This window comes from Pseudoalteromonas sp. SR44-8 (assembly GCF_014163635.1).
Taxonomy (GTDB): domain Bacteria; phylum Pseudomonadota; class Gammaproteobacteria; order Enterobacterales; family Alteromonadaceae; genus Pseudoalteromonas; species Pseudoalteromonas rhizosphaerae.
On sequence record NZ_JACJDS010000046.1, the window covers coordinates 23,888 to 41,167 of the forward strand.

General features: G+C 41.3%; 17 protein-coding genes and 10 tRNA genes. 16 read left to right on the forward strand and 11 right to left on the reverse strand.

The genetic code is table 11. From position 1 onward, the window contains the following. Positions 1–36: 36 nt before the first annotated feature. The 11 genes from H5183_RS18760 to hemA all read right to left on the reverse strand — a co-directional run bounded on the left by H5183_RS18760 (position 37) and on the right by hemA (position 10,444). Positions 37–405 (reverse strand): DUF423 domain-containing protein, encoded by a 369-nt coding sequence (locus tag H5183_RS18760; RefSeq protein WP_179959144.1) that lies wholly within the window; start codon positions 403–405, stop codon positions 37–39. A gap of 25 nt (positions 406–430) precedes the next feature. After that, a complete protein-coding gene (locus H5183_RS18765) occupies positions 431–1,069 on the reverse strand; it encodes an alpha/beta family hydrolase (RefSeq protein ID WP_182732427.1) in 639 nt (212 codons plus the stop codon). 1 nt (position 1,070) lies between these two features. Then, on the reverse strand, positions 1,071–1,967 hold the full coding sequence (locus H5183_RS18770; protein WP_145240653.1) for a transcriptional regulator GcvA: 897 nt from the start codon (positions 1,965–1,967) through the stop codon (positions 1,071–1,073). A gap of 119 nt (positions 1,968–2,086) precedes the next feature. After that, entirely contained in the window at positions 2,087–2,941 is an 855-nt protein-coding gene (gene kdsA / locus H5183_RS18775) for a 3-deoxy-8-phosphooctulonate synthase (protein ID WP_145240651.1), read from the reverse strand. A gap of 9 nt (positions 2,942–2,950) precedes the next feature. Continuing rightward, a complete protein-coding gene (locus H5183_RS18780) occupies positions 2,951–4,204 on the reverse strand; it encodes a DUF819 domain-containing protein (RefSeq protein ID WP_145240649.1) in 1,254 nt (417 codons plus the stop codon). Between the two features lie 16 nt (positions 4,205–4,220). Then, positions 4,221–5,048: a tetratricopeptide repeat protein gene (locus H5183_RS18785; protein WP_145240647.1), complete on the reverse strand. Its 828-nt coding sequence runs from the start codon at positions 5,046–5,048 to the stop codon at positions 4,221–4,223. Positions 5,049–5,172: 124 nt separating this feature from the next. Continuing rightward, entirely contained in the window at positions 5,173–5,547 is a 375-nt protein-coding gene (locus H5183_RS18790; RefSeq protein WP_145240645.1) for a SirB2 family protein, read from the reverse strand. A 111-nt stretch (positions 5,548–5,658) separates the two neighbouring features. Further along, positions 5,659–7,200 carry a response regulator gene (locus tag H5183_RS18795; RefSeq protein WP_182732428.1) on the reverse strand — a complete coding sequence of 514 codons (1,542 nt, stop codon included), beginning with the start codon at positions 7,198–7,200 and terminating at the stop codon, positions 5,659–5,661. A gap of 49 nt (positions 7,201–7,249) precedes the next feature. Then, complete coding sequence (gene prmC / locus H5183_RS18800; protein WP_182732429.1) at positions 7,250–8,092, reverse strand: peptide chain release factor N(5)-glutamine methyltransferase; 843 nt, start codon at positions 8,090–8,092, stop codon at positions 7,250–7,252. 2 nt (positions 8,093–8,094) lie between these two features. After that, positions 8,095–9,180, reverse strand: a complete 1,086-nt coding sequence (gene prfA / locus H5183_RS18805) for a peptide chain release factor 1 (protein WP_145240641.1) — start codon at positions 9,178–9,180, stop codon at positions 8,095–8,097. 7 nt (positions 9,181–9,187) lie between these two features. Then, positions 9,188–10,444 carry a glutamyl-tRNA reductase gene (hemA, locus tag H5183_RS18810; RefSeq protein WP_182732430.1) on the reverse strand — a complete coding sequence of 419 codons (1,257 nt, stop codon included), beginning with the start codon at positions 10,442–10,444 and terminating at the stop codon, positions 9,188–9,190. An 83-nt stretch (positions 10,445–10,527) separates the two neighbouring features. Between hemA and lolB the strand changes: the two genes are divergently transcribed. From lolB to H5183_RS18890, 16 genes are all read left to right on the forward strand, one after another. Then, positions 10,528–11,115, forward strand: coding sequence for a lipoprotein insertase outer membrane protein LolB (lolB, locus tag H5183_RS18815; RefSeq protein WP_149980714.1), 588 nt, complete (start codon positions 10,528–10,530; stop codon positions 11,113–11,115). A 1-nt stretch (position 11,116) separates the two neighbouring features. After that, positions 11,117–11,974 carry a 4-(cytidine 5'-diphospho)-2-C-methyl-D-erythritol kinase gene (gene ispE, locus H5183_RS18820; RefSeq protein WP_257325560.1) on the forward strand — a complete coding sequence of 286 codons (858 nt, stop codon included), beginning with the start codon at positions 11,117–11,119 and terminating at the stop codon, positions 11,972–11,974. A gap of 99 nt (positions 11,975–12,073) precedes the next feature. Continuing rightward, positions 12,074–13,021: a ribose-phosphate pyrophosphokinase gene (locus H5183_RS18825; RefSeq protein ID WP_145240635.1), complete on the forward strand. Its 948-nt coding sequence runs from the start codon at positions 12,074–12,076 to the stop codon at positions 13,019–13,021. A gap of 160 nt (positions 13,022–13,181) precedes the next feature. Then, on the forward strand, positions 13,182–13,787 hold the full coding sequence (locus H5183_RS18830) for a 50S ribosomal protein L25/general stress protein Ctc (RefSeq protein WP_145240633.1): 606 nt from the start codon (positions 13,182–13,184) through the stop codon (positions 13,785–13,787). Between the two features lie 17 nt (positions 13,788–13,804). Next, complete coding sequence (gene pth / locus H5183_RS18835) at positions 13,805–14,389, forward strand: aminoacyl-tRNA hydrolase (RefSeq protein ID WP_145240631.1); 585 nt, start codon at positions 13,805–13,807, stop codon at positions 14,387–14,389. 34 nt (positions 14,390–14,423) lie between these two features. Continuing rightward, positions 14,424–15,515: a redox-regulated ATPase YchF gene (ychF, locus tag H5183_RS18840; RefSeq protein ID WP_145240629.1), complete on the forward strand. Its 1,092-nt coding sequence runs from the start codon at positions 14,424–14,426 to the stop codon at positions 15,513–15,515. Positions 15,516–15,794: 279 nt separating this feature from the next. Further along, positions 15,795–15,871: transfer RNA gene (locus H5183_RS18845), tRNA-Met, on the forward strand. Positions 15,872–16,014: 143 nt separating this feature from the next. Then, positions 16,015–16,099, forward strand: a tRNA-Leu gene (locus H5183_RS18850). Between the two features lie 38 nt (positions 16,100–16,137). After that, positions 16,138–16,212: transfer RNA gene (locus H5183_RS18855), tRNA-Gln, on the forward strand. A gap of 5 nt (positions 16,213–16,217) precedes the next feature. Further along, positions 16,218–16,294, forward strand: a tRNA-Met gene (locus H5183_RS18860). A gap of 95 nt (positions 16,295–16,389) precedes the next feature. After that, a tRNA-Leu gene (locus H5183_RS18865) sits at positions 16,390–16,474 on the forward strand. Positions 16,475–16,514: 40 nt separating this feature from the next. Further along, positions 16,515–16,589 (forward strand) — tRNA-Gln (locus H5183_RS18870). Between the two features lie 84 nt (positions 16,590–16,673). Further along, positions 16,674–16,758: transfer RNA gene (locus H5183_RS18875), tRNA-Leu, on the forward strand. A gap of 40 nt (positions 16,759–16,798) precedes the next feature. Next, a tRNA-Gln gene (locus H5183_RS18880) sits at positions 16,799–16,873 on the forward strand. 166 nt (positions 16,874–17,039) lie between these two features. Further along, positions 17,040–17,124 (forward strand) — tRNA-Leu (locus H5183_RS18885). A 38-nt stretch (positions 17,125–17,162) separates the two neighbouring features. Continuing rightward, positions 17,163–17,237, forward strand: a tRNA-Gln gene (locus H5183_RS18890). Positions 17,238–17,280 lie beyond the last annotated feature (43 nt).

The following is a 17,280-nucleotide window of genomic DNA, read 5'->3' on the forward strand; positions in this document are numbered from 1 at the left end:
AAACCCTTTAATTGCTCTTTTGAGCGATATTCTCTATTAAAATTTAAACCGTGCTACTTGCACTAATAAAATAGTCCAACCAATAATAAAACATAAACCACCAACGGGTGTGATGGGGCCAAGCCACTTATAACCGGTGATTGCTAATAAATATAAACTGCCACTAAACAACAAAATACCAGCAATAATAAACCAACCAGCCGATGTGAGGTTAATTCCCCATTTTATTAAAATGGCAATCGCAATTAACGCAAGGCCATGCACCATCTGATACTCTGCCGCAGTTTTAAATACGCCAATAGCATATTCAGAAACACGGCTTTTTAAACCATGAGCCGCAAAGGCGCCCAACACCACTGATAGCATGCAAAATAAACTGCCAGTCATTAAAAATAGTTTAATCATGATTTTTTTCCTGCTAAAGATGCCTTTAAATATGCTGTTTAATAAAACTAGCAGCGTGCTCAGCGGCAGTTTGCACATTACCTAACTCTGTAAAGCCACTGCGTTTGCGTGGTTTTAAGGAATGATCGCCATCAGCTAGCCACACAAACTCTGGGCGTTTATCCAGTTGTAGCTGTGTTAATTCGTCACGGGTACCAAATGTATCGCGCTCGCCTTGGAGCACCATAAACGGGCATGGTATTTTACCAAAATGATCAATGCGTAATTTATCAGCCTTGCCTGGTGGATGAAATGGATAGCCAAATGCCAATACGCCTGAAATTGTTGGCATTGTTACTCGCTCTTCACTGACAAGCATTGATGCCATCCGCCCGCCCATTGACTTGCCACCAATAAATAACGGTAAGCTTGGCTGTACAAAGGTTAATATATGCTCAAAGTATTGCAGTAATTTAGGCGCACGATCTGGCGGGCGACGCTTATTGGTTTGCTTGGCTATTTGCATATATTCAAAGTCAAATAAGCCAACATCAATACCTTGCTCTGCCAGCAAGCTTGCCATTTTCTGCATAAATTCTGAATCACTAGCGGCTCCAGCACCATGGGCAAAAATAAATTGTGCCAAGGCGGGTTGTTGGTCACTTTTAATCCATTCGATAGTCATATTAATACTCTTGCTCTTGTTCGACTAAACTCAGCATCCACTGCTTAAACGATACTATTTTTCCTAATTCAGATTGCGTTTCACGACTTACTAAATAGTACGCATTTTTACTTTCTAAACTGTGGTTAAACGGAATAACTAAACGTCCTGCATCAATATCAGGTTTAGCAAGCACACTGTTACCAATAGCAACCCCTTGACCATGCACAGCTGCTTGCAGCACCATTGATGAGTGACTGAATATTGGTCCTTGGTTTACTTGCACATTACGTACACCGGCGGTTTTCATCCACGTTTTCCAGTTCTTACGGGTGGTATCATGTAATAAAGTATGGTTTGCCAAATCACTAGGCTGATCCAGCGGCTTTGGCCCTGTTAATAGCATAGGGCTACACAAAGGCACTAGGTATTCTGTATGCAGTTTATGCGTTTGCACGCCACTCCAATGACCACGGCCATAATAAATAGCCACATCAACATCATCGGTGAGTGAGTTTTCGTCTTGATCTTGGGCTTTTATTCGTACATCTATCTCAGGGTGCAGTTCGTTAAATAAGCTCAAGCGTGGCACTAACCATTGAATAGCAAAGCTGGGCGTTAAACTCACGGTTAATGAGCCTTTTGCACCACGGGCTAATAGCTTTTCGGTAGCATCAATTAGCTGAGTAAATATTTCTTTAATATCTAAAAAGTAACCTTGGCCTTCTTCGGTGAGTAATAAAGAACGGTTTTTTCGCAAAAATAGTTTTAAGCCAAGATGCTCTTCTAAAGTTTTTATTTGATGACTTACCGCCGCCTGTGTGACGTATAACTCTTCAGCCGCTTTAGTAAAACTCAAATGCCGAGCAGCAGCTTCAAATGCTTTTAATGCGTTTAGTGGCGGAACACGTCGAGACATAGTGATCAAACTTAGAATTAGTTTTTCTTATGGATAAGATTATATACACATGCCAAGGAAGTGTATATTCAAGACATAAAAAAAGCGACTTTCGTCGCTTTTCTTATCACGCTTTGCGATTACAAGTCGCTGGCGCTGGTATCCAATGGGCCAAAGCTTTTAACTAAATCATCCACGGCTTTCATTTGACTTAAATAGCCTTCCAACTTACTTAATGCAAGTGCACATGGGCCATCACATTTAGCTTCATTAGGATTAGGATGCGCTTCAATAAATAAACCCGCTAACCCTAATGCCATGCCGCTGCGAGCAAGTTCTGCCGCTTGTGCACGACGACCATCGGCAGAATCACTGCGCCCACCTGGACGTTGTAAAGCATGAGTGGCATCAAAAATAACCGGAGCCATTGGTTTCATGTCATCCATACCCAGCATATCAACGACTAAGTTATTATAACCAAAGCTTGAGCCACGCTCGCACAATACAACATTGTTATTACCCGCTTCATTAAATTTAGTAATGATGTGGCGCATTTCGTGCGGGGCTAAAAATTGTGGCTTTTTAACATTAATAATTGCGCCCGTTTTCGCCATTGCGACCACTAAATCTGTTTGGCGCGCCAAAAATGCTGGTAATTGGATCACATCAACCACTTCTGCCACAGGCGCTGCTTGATGCGGCTCATGGACGTCAGTGATCAAAGGAACATTAAACGTTTTTTTAATTTCTTCAAAAATCCTTAAGCCTTCTTCCATGCCAGGACCACGGTATGAATTAATTGATGAACGGTTTGCTTTATCAAATGACGCTTTAAACACATAAGGAATATTAAGCTTAGTGGTCACTTCTACATAATGCTCGGCGATACGCATTGCTAAATCACGAGACTCAAGTACATTCATGCCACCGAACAATACAAACGGTTTTTCGTTTGCCAGTTCAATATCATTAATTTTAATTAAATGGTTGTTCATTTTTATTCCTTAAGGTGCAACTGCTTGCATCATTAAACCACAAATATATGCCATATACGTGCCTACGCCATAGCCCAGAACGGCTAATAATACCCCAACTGGCGCAAGCGATGGGTGAAATGCCGAAGCAACCACAGGTGCCGATGCCGCACCGCCCACATTCGCTTGTGAGCCAACGGCCATATAAAATAGCGGCGCTTTAATTATTTTTGCCACAATTAACATTAAACTGGCGTGGGTAAGCATCCAAATTAAGCCAATGACGAAATACATAGGCGATTCAAATATAGCCGTAATATTCATATGAAGGCCAATTGATGCCACTAAAATATACAAAAAGCTGGAGGCTACTTTAGATGCGCCAAAGGCTTCAATATGACGTACTTTAGTAAACGACAATGCAATACCTATGGTCGTCGAAATAACAATTAACCAAAAGAACTTGCTGTTTAAGCTATATTCTTGTGCCCATGGAAAATTAGCGCCAAAGTAAGGTCCTAAAAAGTCTGCACAAAAATGCGCAAGACCGGTAATACCAAATGCAATTGCAATGATCAGCATATAATCATTGAGTGTTGGCAGACGTGCGTGCTCGGCTTGGTATTTTTCAACGCGATTTTTTAACTCTTCAATCGCGCTAGTATCCGCGCCTGTTTTCGCATCAATGGCTTTATGGTTGGCAGCCATTAACAGTAATACTGCCATCCATAAATTAGCGACAATCACATCTACCGTAACCATTGCTGAGAATATATCTCCGCCAACTTCAAACATTTCTTTCATCGATGCTTGGTTTGCACCACCACCAATCCAGCTTCCAGCAATCGTGGTCATGCCACGCCATACTGCATCAGGGCCATGACCACCGACTGCTTCTGGATACACTGCGCTCATGATCAAAATGGCCAACGGGCCGCCGATCACAATACCCGCAGTACCGGTTAAAAACATAATTAATGCTTTCGGACCAAGATTAATAATGGCACGTAAATCAATACTAATGGTCAGTAAAATTAAGCACGCCGGAAGCAAGTAACGTGATGCTACAAAGTACACATTAGATGAATGACCATCAACAATGCCAAAAGTATTCAATAGTGAAGGTAAAAAATAGCACAGTAATAATGCTGGGACATATTTGTAAAACTTTTTCAGTGCGCTATTTTGACTGTTCGATGTTTTAAAAATAAAGCCTAATATTACTGCTAATAAACCAAAGACAACCGCGTCATTGGTGATCAGGGCAGTATGGGCGTCAGCCATGTAAATTCCTTAAAAGTTAATGGTGAGTTTTGTGATTATCTTCGAGTTCTTCAAGTTGATGCTGAATAATATCAATTGCAGGATCATCTGGACACTCATCGATAAAAAATTGTAAGTCGTCACGTGCCATTTTCGGACAATCAAGCTGGTTAAGTAAATAGCCTCTGTCGCGTCTTTCGTACGGATCATCGCCTATTAGCTCCATCAGCATCTCAACACAGCTCAAAGCATGACCAAATTTATTACTGCTAATAAAGGCCCACTTTTGTTGTGCTAGATAAAGCTTATACACTTCTTCGTCAAAAATGAGCTCAAGCGGCTCTTGCTCATCACCATTTTCTTCACTGGCGTTTTCAGGAATAATATACCAACTTTGTTGACCTGAACTCGGCTCAAGTAAATAACCTTCCTCATCGCTAATAGCAACATGGACATTTATTTCACTATTATTAATCGTTACATTTGCATCAAAACCTGCATGGTTCAGCAAATGGCATAATAAAATACCCAGTGTTGTTTCAGAACCACTGCGCATACTCAGCATATAGCTAAAACTATTTAAGGTGTATTCTGGGACTTTTAAACTGGATACGCTAAATAACCACTGAGTAAAAAACATGTCAACCAACGCATCAAACCGTTCGTGAATATCAGGGTATTGTTGGCATAGTTCGGTGACTTGATTTTCAAAGTCGCTCAGTGTGGCAAAGCTATCACTTAAATCAGCTTGAGGATCCCACTTCGCTTCAGCGCTTATACAACGATACAACGCTTGGGGAACGAATGTGTCAAAAGCCTCATCTTGATAGGATTCATTTTGATCTTCAAACCAAGGGGTGGTCATTAATACGGCAACATCTTTAATAGAAAATGAATGACTAGTTTACCTATTTTTTTACACAGATACCAACGTAGCGCGCTAGATTAACGTTCAAAGACTGTTTAGTGCAGCCTTTGAACACGTTTAGTTACAAAATAAACGCTGTTTTGGCAACCGCCAGCTTACCAATGAAGGCAATGACCGCAGTCGTAACAACTAAAAACACAATTTTTATACTGGTTTTTTGCTGTTTACTGGCAATAATACCCAGTACAATGTACGCCACTACAAGAATAATCTTTTCAAGCAGCCAGGTTTGTTCTAGTGGATTAATTTTTGCAATTGCCATCAGCGCGAAAGCTGAAATAAGTAAAAACGTATCGGTTGCGTGACTACCAATAAATACCAATTTATTTTTAGCGATTGCACCACTGCCGAGGCGAGAAAATGAACGTACATAAAATAGAACAATGCTTAAAACTGCAATTGCCATGTGTGTGTGTTTGACTGCTAAATAATCCATATGCCCCTAACTACTCATTAATGTTAAAAAAGAAATTGTACCAATGTTATTAAACATACTCATTCTAATGCGTTAAATAACTCACCAGTTCAATGCACTGGGTATTATTTTTTAATCTGGAAAACGGGTTAAAATTTCTTCAAGCTCCGCTAGGTTGTCGTTAAATGCATCGACCAGTTTAGGCTCAAAATGTTTGCCTTTTTGCTGATTGATTTCATTAACGACATCATCAAGCGTCCACGCTTCTTTGTAACAACGTTTATGGCGCAGCGCATCGTACACATCTGCAAGCGCCACTATACGGCCAAAGATATGAATGTCTTGTCCTTGCCTTCCTTGTGGGTAACCTGAACCATCCCATTTTTCATGGTGATCACGTGCAATTTGAGCACCCGCATTAACGATTTCTCGACGAGAGCCTTGTAAGATAAGGTAACCTTTTTGAGTGTGCGTTTTCATGATTTCCCACTCTTCGGAGGTCAATTTACCCGGCTTATTTAAAATAGCGTCAGGAATACCGACCTTACCAACATCATGAAGTGGCGACGCTAAACGAACTAAGTCAGCCTCACGTTTCGATAAACCATACGCCAGTGCTAAAGTATTACATATATGCGAAACCCGCTTAACATGATTACCTGTTTCGGTTGAACGCTGCTCCAGAGCTTCACTTAAACGAAGCACTAACTCTTGCTGAGTAGCTTCGACCTCGGATTGTAATTGCACATTCTCATACGCTAACTGTACATTTTGCGAAAATATTTCAATCAAATGGCGCTGTGTATCCGATAAGTCGTGTGGAATACCAGATATAAAAAGCATTGAATTATGATTATGTTCGCTGCAACAGTATGCAAACAAATAATTGTCTTTATAAACAATGTTTTTATCTCTAAATGCTTGCTTACATGCTGATAGCTGCTCGGTATTCAAGACCTCTTCAATTGCTTTACCTTCGCTGCGTTCAAAATCGCCTCGCCCAGAAAATACCACTAATTTATGCTGATTATCTTGTGGATTACCTGCCACTAAACTGGTGGCGTACATTGCTTGATCAACGGTGCCGAGCAACGATGTTAATTGTTGCATCACCCCTTCAATAAAATGATCAAGTGAGTGCGCTGAAAAAATATCTCGAGATGCTTTAATGATTTTTTCAAGCCCTTGACGAGATTGTTCAATCGATAAAATATCGCGATAAGAACGTAAGCTCGACATCACTACAGTAAATAGTTTTTGTGCGGTAAGTTCTGTTTTTGATTTGTAGTCATTGATATCGTAATTAACAATAACTTGGCGCTCTGGCGCTTGGCCGGGTTGACCAGTACGAAGGATAATACGGATATGATTATTTTTAGCGACTTCACGAATATATTGCGCGACTTTCAAGCCTGCATCGTCGGTTTCCATCACCACATCAAGCAGTACTATTGCAGCATCGGGATTATTATCTATTTGTACTTTAGCCTCAGCCCCTGAGTATGCACTAATAAACTCTAAACGCTTGTCTTGAAACTCAAAATCACTTAATGCCAGTTTCGTGACGGCATGAACCTCAGGCTCATCATCAACAATGATGACTTTCCATGTCCCCTTAACTACATCACTTTCTACTTCTTGTGGTTCATCCGAAAACAAAAAATCATCCATCATACTGAGTCCTCAAAGCGTTTATTTTGCTCTCGCACTGTAATTGTTATAGTTATCCCGGCCACTGTGCGAGCGTTACACGTTCGTTATTTGCTAAATCTTTAACTGTAAGTATATTTGTATACGCCATTTGTGCAAAAAAACTATGCACTTTAGTACTTTGTTGATATCCATGCTCAATAACAAGGTAACCATTTGACGTTAAAAAATTGCGTGCTTGAGTAATAATATACTTGATATCAGCCATACCGTCATCATCGGCAACTAACGCAGAAAGTGGTTCAAAACGTACGTCACCTTGATTTAAGTGAATATCATCATATTCGATATACGGCGGATTACTAACTATTAGATCAAACTTTTGTGCTGTAACTTGGCTAAACCAATCACTTTGCACAAAGTCTACATTAATAAAGCCTAACCGCTGCTTATTTGTATTCGCAAGCGCTACAGCATCAGTAACCCTATCAACCCCTGTGATTTGCCAAAGTGGCATTTCGCTGGCAAGTGCAAGTGCAATTGCACCAGTCCCAGTGCCTAAATCAAGCACTTTAGCGGCCACAGGTAAAGGTAAACTGAGCGTATATTCAACCAGTGTTTCGGTATCTGGACGGGGGATCAGCGTAGTGGGATTAACCTGCAGTGGCAAACTCCAAAATTCACGCGTGCCCGTTATATGAGCCACTGGCTCACCTGTTAAGCGACGTTGACAATAACTTTCGAATAGCTGTTGTTGTTGCGGTGTTAACTTTTGTTCTGGCCAGCTAAATAAGTAGCTACGTGGTTTTTGTAATACGTCGAGCAATAATACTTGAGCGTCTAATTTGGCACTATCGCTGCTACTTTGCAGCAGCAAAGTAGCACGCGAAACAGCACTTTCAATCGTGTCGGTCACGATTACTCATCACCCATAGCGGCTAGTAAATCAGCCTGATGCTCTTGCATTAGCGGCTCAATCACACAACCTAAGTCGCCGGCAACTACCTCATTTAAACGGTATAAAGTGAGATTGATACGGTGATCTGTAATACGTCCTTGCGGATAGTTATAAGTACGAATACGTTCCGAACGGTCACCGCTACCGACTAAGTTACGACGCTCTGATGCTTCAGCCGCGTGGCGTTTTTCATCTTCCGCTTGTTGTAAACGTGCAGCAAGCACTGACATCGCTTTCGCGCGATTTTTATGCTGTGAACGTTCATCTTGACACTCAACCACTACACCTGTTGGTAAGTGGGTAATACGAATTGCCGAGTCAGTTTTATTAACGTGCTGACCACCGGCACCTGAGGCACGGAACGTATCAACTTTAATATCAGCGGTATTAATTTGAATCGCTTCAGCTTCTGGCACTTCAGCCATTACCGCAACAGTACACGCAGAGGTATGTACTCGTCCTTGCGATTCAGTTTCTGGCACACGTTGTACCCTGTGAGCACCAGATTCAAACTTCAATTGCCCATACACGCCTTCACCACTAATGTTAGCAATGACTTCTTTGTAACCACCGTGCTCACCTTCATTGGTGCTCACAATCTCTACTTTCCATTTTTTAGTTTCAGCATAACGGGTATACATACGGAATAAATCACCAGCAAAAATGGCCGCTTCATCGCCTCCCGTGCCGGCACGTACTTCTAAAAACACATTATTATTGTCGCGCGGATCTTTTGGTAGCATCAACACTTGTATTTGATCTTCGATAGCAAGGATTTGCGCTTTGGCTTCTTTGTATTCTTCTTGCGCCATCTCACGCATATCAGGATCCGAATCCTTTAGCATTTCTTCTGCTGTAGCAACATCATCTTGTGTTTGCTGATAGCCTAAAAATGCTTTAACAATTTCTTCCAACTCAGAATATTCTTTTGAAAGCGCACGAAAACGATTTTGGTCGCTAATAACTGACGGATCACTTAGCAGCGCTTGCACTTCTTCATAACGCTCTACTAAGGTTTCTAACTTACGATAAACGGACTCTTTCATGTAACTGCTATTCCTGATCAATACCTAACATTTTCTTTAATTGGCTTAACTGAGCAACTTCACCTTTTTTAGCCGCATCTTGAATTGCACGGGTAGGCGCGTGAATTAGGCGGTTGGTTAACTTGTTGGCCAGCTCTAAAATAATTTTTTCTGCATCTTTACCAGTGTTTAATTGGCTTATTGCCTTATCAACCAGCTCAGACTTAATATCGTGTACATCTTGGCGATAAGAGCGGATCAGATCGACAGAGTCGAGTGAGCGCATCCACATCACAAATTCCGCACAGCGCTGGGTAATAATCACTTGCGCTTCATCGGCGGCTTGTTCTCTTGAAGCGATATTTTCGCTTACTATTGCCTGTAAGTCATCAACCGAATACAAATAGGCCGCATCTAATTCACCAACTTGGCTTTCAATATCGCGCGGTACTGCAATATCAATAAATAACATTGGCTTATTACGACGTTGTTTTAGCGCTTGTTCAACTACCCCTTTACCAATAATTGGCAAAGTACTTGCTGTCGAACTGATCACTATATCCGCCTGATGTAAGCGTTCAGGTAACTGCGCTAACGCAATAACGTCGGCATTAACATCTTCTGCCAGTAGGCGTGCACGCTCTATGGTGCGATTCGCCACGGTGATCTGTTGTGGTTCATTTTGATATAGATGTTTCGCTACCAGCTCAATTGTTTCACCGGCACCAATTAATAGCACTTTGGTTTTATCTAACTTGCCATATATATGTTTAGCTAAATTAACCGCAGCATAAGCAACAGACACCGCACTGGCGCCTATATCGGTTTCCGTTCTTACTTGTTTTGCTACCGAAAAGGTTTTTTGAAATAACCGGTCAAATACCACACTCACCGAATTGTGATTTTTGGCGCTATTATAAGCTTGCTTTATTTGACCAAGAATTTGCGGTTCACCTAGCACCAAAGAATCTAGGCCACATGACACACGCATTAAATGATTGATAGCATCATTATCTTGATGACAATATACATTACTGCTCAGTTCGTATTCATCCAAACCGTGGAAACTAGCTAACCATTGCAACAGTATTTGGGAATTTTGCTGAGCGAGGCTACAATAGATTTCTGTTCGGTTACATGTGGACACAATAACCGCTTCATTAAACTGATCGTGATCGCTCAGTTGCTGTAATGCTTCTGACAATTGCTCAGGCGAAAAGGCAACCTTTTCGCGTAATTCTACAGATGCGGTTTTATGATTAATACCAAGTGCTACTATGGTCATATGTGCCAAATATTGCTAAGCCGTGCTCGAAAGACGATAATTTTACCAAAAATCAGCGGAATATGGAAAGTAAGGAACGACATTTGATTCGACTATATTTGATTTTACTCATATTTTTTTTATTTTTAAGTGGTTGTGCGCAGCAAATTAGCCCTCAAACAGCTCTTTATGACGATTGGAAGTCGCAATTATCACAACAAACCAATTGGCAAGTTGAAGGAAAACTGGCTTTTATTAGTCCAGATGAACGCCAATCAGCAAACTTAAATTGGCAACAACAAGAACAGTTAAACCAACTTATTTTAACGAGTTTTATCGGTACCCGTGTTTTAGCATTAACACAAAATACTAACGGCGCTGAACTTGAATACGATGATCACATTTACCATGACATTAATGCATCGCGCCTGCTTGCTAGGCTCACTGGTTTTAATATACCGATGGACAGCGCCGATAATTGGTTAAAAGGCACTGTTGACGATCCAAGTTTGCAAGTTGATGAACTAGGCCGAGCAAAAAATGTAACTTGGCACGCACCCGATGGCGATCAATGGCAAATAAGCTATGCTGATTACCAACAATACGCCGGATTTTGGTTACCTAAAAAGCTCACGTTAAAACACCAAGATATTAAAATAAAAATTCAACTTTACGAGTGGCACTTTAACTAACATGACTACGCACACTATGACTTCATTTTCGTTATTGGCTCCTGCCAAACTCAATTTATTTTTACACATTAATGGCCGTCGTGAAGATGGCTATCATGAACTGGAAACCTTATTTACTTTTTTAAATTATGGCGATCAACTCACATTTACTTTGACTGAAACAACTGAAATTGAAGTCACTGGTGACACCACCGATATCCCCCTAAAAGATAATTTGATCTATAAAGCGGCCGTTTTATTACAAAAACACACAAATTCCCTTTTTGGCGCAAAAATAAATTTAACTAAAATATTACCAATGGGAGGCGGCGTTGGTGGTGGTTCTTCAGATGCGGCCAGCACACTTTTAGCGCTTAATAAATTATGGCAATGCCAGTTATCACTATCTGAATTAGCAGCGCTTGGCGTGCAGTTAGGCGCAGATGTGCCGGTGTTCATTAACGGCAAAAGCGCCCTAGCTCAAGGCATTGGCGAGAAGTTAGTGAATGTAGAGCTGCCGTCAAAATGGTATTGTGTAGTGCATCCAAGTGAACATGTCAGCACCGCGAAAATTTTTACTCACCCAGATTTAAAACGCAATACACCGAAGCTAAAAGGCCACTGGCAGCAACAAACATTAGCCAACGATTGCGAGCCTTTAGTTAAAAAGCTCTGCCCTGAGGTTGAAAAGACCCTCCAGTGGTTGCTAAAATACGCTCCGTCGAAGATGACTGGCACAGGTTCATGCTGTTTTGTTGAATTTGCCACGCAAAAAGAAGCGCAACATGTTCTTGAAAATCTCCCCCATAACTGGGACGGTTTTATTGCCAGCAGCGTTAATATCTCTCCTGCTCATACGCAGTTGGACGCTATACATTGAAGCAATGAAGTAACGTACAAGTAAATAAAGTTTAAGTTAATAAGCTATACTTTTTTATCGCTTATTAGTCCAAAAATTCAGTGCCTGAGGAACCCTACCGTGCCTGACATGAAGCTCTTCGCTGGTAACGCAACACCTGAGTTAGCTCAAAAAGTTGCAAAACGTTTATATATTGAAGTTGGCGATGCTGTTGTTGGCCGTTTTAGCGACGGTGAGATCAGTGTTCAAATTAATGAAAATGTTCGTGGCTCGGATGTTTTTATTGTGCAATCAACCTGTGCCCCTACTAACGATAACTTGATGGAGCTTATTGTAATGGTTGATGCCTTACGTCGTGCATCTGCAGGTCGTATAACAGCCGTCATTCCTTATTTTGGTTATGCACGTCAAGATCGCCGCGTGCGCTCTGCTCGCGTACCAATCACAGCAAAAGTTGTTGCCGATTTCTTATCAAGTGTAGGTGTTGACCGAGTTCTAACGGTTGATTTACACGCTGAGCAAATCCAAGGCTTCTTTGATGTACCAGTTGATAATGTGTTCGGTAGCCCAGTGCTACTTGAAGATATGAAAGAGCGTCAATTTGATGATGTTGTTGTTGTATCACCTGATATCGGCGGTGTAGTTCGTGCCCGTGCTATTGCTAAGTTATTAAACGATACCGATCTTGCCATTATTGATAAGCGTCGCCCACAAGCGAATGTTTCTCAAGTAATGCACATTATTGGTGACGTTGAAGGCCGTGACTGTATCATCGTTGATGATATGATCGATACTGGCGGTACCTTATGTAAAGCAGCTGAAGCACTTAAAGAACACGGTGCTAAGCGAGTATTCGCTTACGCTACTCACCCTGTACTTTCTGGCCAAGCATTAGAAAACATTCGTAACTCAGTAATTGATGAAGTGATTGTAACTGACTCAATTCCACTGTCTGCTGAATTAAAAGCAATTGATAAAATTAAAGTGTTAACACTTGCAGACATGCTAGCTGAAACAATTCGCCGTATCAGCAATGAAGAATCTATTTCAGCGATGTTCGAACACTAAACTTGGTTTAGTTAAAATATCCTGATGTAATAAAGCGCCTCGTTGGCGCTTTTTTTATGTATCGTGTTTCTTTTAATTAGTCGCGGTGGTATGATAGCGCGCCTTTTGGCTAGGGACCTTGGTCGCAAAGGCCCTACACTATTTAATTATTGGAGACATCATGTCTAACGAAACATATACATTTAATGCAGAATTACGCACAGCTACGGGTACAGGTGCGAGCCGCCGCCTACGTCGTGAAGATAAAATCCCTGCGATCCTTTACGGTGCTGACAAAGAAGCTGCATCACTTACTTTTGAACACAAAGATATTATCAAAGCACAAGAAAGTGAAGGTTTTTACACTCACATCCTTACTCTTGATATCGCTGGTGAAAAAGTTGAAGCTATCCTTAAAGATATCCAACGCCACCCGTTCAAGCCTAAAATCACTCACCTTGATTTCCAACGTGTAGATGCTACTCACAAACTTAACACTAAAGTACCAGTTCACTTCATCGGTGAAGAAGCGGTAACTAAAGCGGGTAACACTGTAGTTCACCAATTAACAGAAATCGAAATCACGTGTCTTCCTAAGTCACTTCCTGAATTCGTAGAAGTTGACGTAGCTGGCCTAGTTGCTGGTGACTCAATACACATCTCTGACGTTAAACTTCCAGCAGGTGTTTCATCTGTTGATTTAGCGAAAGGTGCTGATCACGACCAGTCTATCGTAACTATCAAAGCTAACAAAGCTGCGCCAGTTGAAGACGAAGCTGCAGAATAAATTTTAAGGTTTGCACCTTGAATTCTATTCAAATGCTTGTGGGCCTGGCTAATCCAGGCCCCGAATACGCAAACACACGCCACAATGCAGGTGCTTGGTTCATCGAGCAACTCGCTGCACGCTACAACTGTACGCTAAAACACGATCCTAAGTATCACGGCCTTACCGGCAAAGTGATCATCCAAGGTCAAGAATTCAAATTACTGATCCCTACTACTTATATGAATTTAAGTGGTAAAGCTGTCGGTAGTTTAGCCAACTTTTTCAAAATTCCTGTTGAGAGCATCCTAGTTGCCCATGACGAAATGGATTTAGAACCCGGTGTTGCCAAATTAAAAAAAGGTGGCGGACACGGTGGCCATAATGGTTTAAAAGACATTATTGCAAAGATGGCAAATCAAAAAGATTTCATGCGTTTGCGCGTTGGCATAGGTCATCCAGGACACCGTGAAATGGTGACCGGATGGGTGCTTGGAAAAGCAGCCAAAGAAGACCAAGAGAAAATGGATGCCGCAGTAGATGAAGCAGTTCGTTGTATGGAAATACTTGCAAAAGACGGTGTGTTAAAAGCACAAAACAGACTACATTCGTTTAAGCCATAATTGGTTAAGCGGATCTAAACAAGGTATCTTAACTATGGGTTTCAAATGTGGCATCGTCGGTTTGCCTAATGTTGGTAAATCAACACTTTTCAATGCATTAACCAAAGCGGGTATTGAAGCCGCTAACTTTCCTTTTTGTACCATCGAGCCAAATACGGGCGTGGTACCGGTGCCAGATCCTCGTCTAGACGAACTTGCAAAGATTGTAAAACCACAACGTATTCTTACAACGAGTATGGAATTTGTGGATATTGCGGGTCTTGTAAAAGGCGCATCGAAAGGGGAAGGTCTTGGTAACCAGTTTTTAGCTAACATTCGTGAAACCGATGCAATTGGCCACGTAGTGCGCTGCTTTGAAGATGACAACATCATTCACGTTGCAGGTACCATTGATCCTGCTGATGATATTGATGTGATCAACACCGAGTTAGTACTTGCTGATATGGATAGCGCTGAAAAAGCCCTTTTCCGTAACGCGAAAAAAGCCAAAGGTGGCGATAAAGACGCAAAAGAACAAAATGCCGTACTTGAAAAAGTAAAAGTACACCTTGATGAAGGCTTAACTTTACGTTCTTTAGCATTAACTAAAGAAGAAAAAGCGGCTATTAGCTCTGTTAACTTCTTAACAATCAAACCAACTATGTACATTGCTAACGTAGCTGAAGATGGTTTTGAAAATAACCCATATCTTGACCGTGTACGCGAAATTGCTGCTGCTGAAGATGCTGTTGTTGTGCCTGTATGTGCCGCGATTGAATCTGAGCTTTCGGAACTAGATGAAGAAGATAAACTTGAGTTTATGGCCGATCTTGGTCTGGATGAGCCAGGTTTGAATCTAGTGATCCGTGGTGGTTATGAGTTACTTCATTTACAAACCTACTTTACTGCAGGTGTAAAAGAAGTACGTGCATGGACAATCCCAGTAGGTGCAACTGCGCCACAAGCTGCAGGTAAAATCCACACTGATTTTGAGCGTGGCTTTATCCGTGCACAGACCATCGCTTTTGATGACTACATCGCCTATAAAGGTGAAAGTGGTGCAAAAGAAGCAGGTAAGATGCGCCAAGAAGGCAAAGAATACATAGTTAAAGATGGCGATGTAATGAACTTCTTGTTCAATGTTTAACACCATCCCAGTGTGACCTATCACCTTTAGTGATTTTTAAAGGCTCGTTTTTACGAGCCTTTTTTATTTTTGCACTATCATTAAATATCAGCTGTTGTGAATAAGTCACAATAAAGCAGTTAAAAAAACACCATTTTTATTAAAATTTAGCCTGTTAGCCTATTTTTCCCGCAAACAAACCAAGATACGTGTTTTTTTGCAAAAAAGGTGTTGACGGATTTGGGTCATATCAGCATAATACGCCCCGCACTCAGCGATGAAGTGCTAACAAAAAAAGATGGCTAAGTAGCTCAGCTGGTTAGAGCACATCACTCATAATGATGGGGTCACAGGTTCAAATCCCGTCTTAGCCACCATTATTTTTTGTTGCTCAATGAAGAGTTTAAAATAACTACCTAGTGTTTTATTACACAAAGTATGCAGGAGTGATGGAATTGGCAGTTGTCTTGAATTAGACGCTGGGTTAAGGTTCCAAAACGTTGTTACCTGTATATACGATGCGGGAGTGGCGGAATTGGTAGACGCGCTGGATTTAGGTTCCAGTATCTTAGGATGTGAGAGTTCAAGTCTCTCCTTCCGCACCATATTCTTGATAAGAATTAAAATTATCAATTGTTATTGTTGGGATATCGCCAAGCGGTAAGGCACCAGGTTTTGATCCTGGCATTCCCAGGTTCAAATCCTGGTATCCCAGCCAACAATGGCTAAGTAGCTCAGCTGGTTAGAGCACATCACTCATAATGATGGGGTCACAGGTTCAAATCCCGTCTTAGCCACCATTTCTTTTTTAGAAGTGGCTCTGCAAGAGTTAAATTGCAACTCAATGAAGAGTTTAAAATAACTACCATTTCTTTGATTAATTCAAAGTGATAATGCGGGAGTGGCGGAATTGGTAGACGCGCTGGATTTAGGTTCCAGTATCTTAGGATGTGAGAGTTCAAGTCTCTCCTTCCGCACCATGTTCTTGATAAGAACTAAAACTATCAATTGATTCTTTGTTGGGATATCGCCAAGCGGTAAGGCACCAGGTTTTGATCCTGGCATTCCCAGGTTCAAATCCTGGTATCCCAGCCAACTTCTTCTACCAAAGAGTGTTGTTAAAGAATAACTCTAGCTACGAGTATAAACAGCAAAAACGTATATAATTATACGGACTATGCGGGAGTGGCGGAATTGGTAGACGCGCTGGATTTAGGTTCCAGTATCTTAGGATGTGAGAGTTCAAGTCTCTCCTTCCGCACCATGTTCTTGATAAGAATTAAAACTATCAACTGTTTCTTTGTTGGGATATCGCCAAGCGGTAAGGCACCAGGTTTTGATCCTGGCATTCCCAGGTTCAAATCCTGGTATCCCAGCCAACATTCTTCTACCAAAGAATGTTGTTAAAGAATAACTCTAGCTACGAGTATAAACAGCAAAAACGTATATAATTATACAGACTATGCGAGAGTGGCGGAATTGGCAGTTGTCTTGAATTAGACGCTGGATTTAGGTTCCAATACATTAATACTGTATATGATCGATGCGGGAGTGGCGGAATTGGTAGACGCGCTGGATTTAGGTTCCAGTATCTTAGGATGTGAGAGTTCAAGTCTCTCCTTCCGCACCATGTTCTTACCTAGAACTAAAACTAATAAAATTTAAAGTTGGGATATCGCCAAGCGGTAAGGCACCAGGTTTTGATCCTGGCATTCCCAGGTTCAAATCCTGGTATCCCAGCCAATTTTATAAATACCCTTCTCTATCTTTTATCTTTTATCTTTTA

Coding starts and splice junctions, on each gene's coding strand:
- H5183_RS18760 (WP_179959144.1), bottom strand. CDS start 405: ATGATTAAACTATTTTTAATGACTGGCAGTTTATTTTGCATGCTATCA.
- H5183_RS18765 (WP_182732427.1), bottom strand. CDS start 1,069: ATGACTATCGAATGGATTAAAAGTGACCAACAACCCGCCTTGGCACAA.
- H5183_RS18770 (WP_145240653.1), bottom strand. CDS start 1,967: ATGTCTCGACGTGTTCCGCCACTAAACGCATTAAAAGCATTTGAAGCT.
- kdsA (WP_145240651.1), bottom strand. CDS start 2,941: ATGAACAACCATTTAATTAAAATTAATGATATTGAACTGGCAAACGAA.
- H5183_RS18780 (WP_145240649.1), bottom strand. CDS start 4,204: ATGGCTGACGCCCATACTGCCCTGATCACCAATGACGCGGTTGTCTTT.
- H5183_RS18785 (WP_145240647.1), bottom strand. CDS start 5,048: ATGACCACCCCTTGGTTTGAAGATCAAAATGAATCCTATCAAGATGAG.
- H5183_RS18790 (WP_145240645.1), bottom strand. CDS start 5,547: ATGGATTATTTAGCAGTCAAACACACACACATGGCAATTGCAGTTTTA.
- H5183_RS18795 (WP_182732428.1), bottom strand. CDS start 7,200: ATGATGGATGATTTTTTGTTTTCGGATGAACCACAAGAAGTAGAAAGT.
- prfA (WP_145240641.1), bottom strand. CDS start 9,180: ATGAAAGAGTCCGTTTATCGTAAGTTAGAAACCTTAGTAGAGCGTTAT.
- hemA (WP_182732430.1), bottom strand. CDS start 10,444: ATGACCATAGTAGCACTTGGTATTAATCATAAAACCGCATCTGTAGAA.
- ispE (WP_257325560.1), top strand. CDS start 11,117: ATGACTACGCACACTATGACTTCATTTTCGTTATTGGCTCCTGCCAAA.
- H5183_RS18830 (WP_145240633.1), top strand. CDS start 13,182: ATGTCTAACGAAACATATACATTTAATGCAGAATTACGCACAGCTACG.
- ychF (WP_145240629.1), top strand. CDS start 14,424: ATGGGTTTCAAATGTGGCATCGTCGGTTTGCCTAATGTTGGTAAATCA.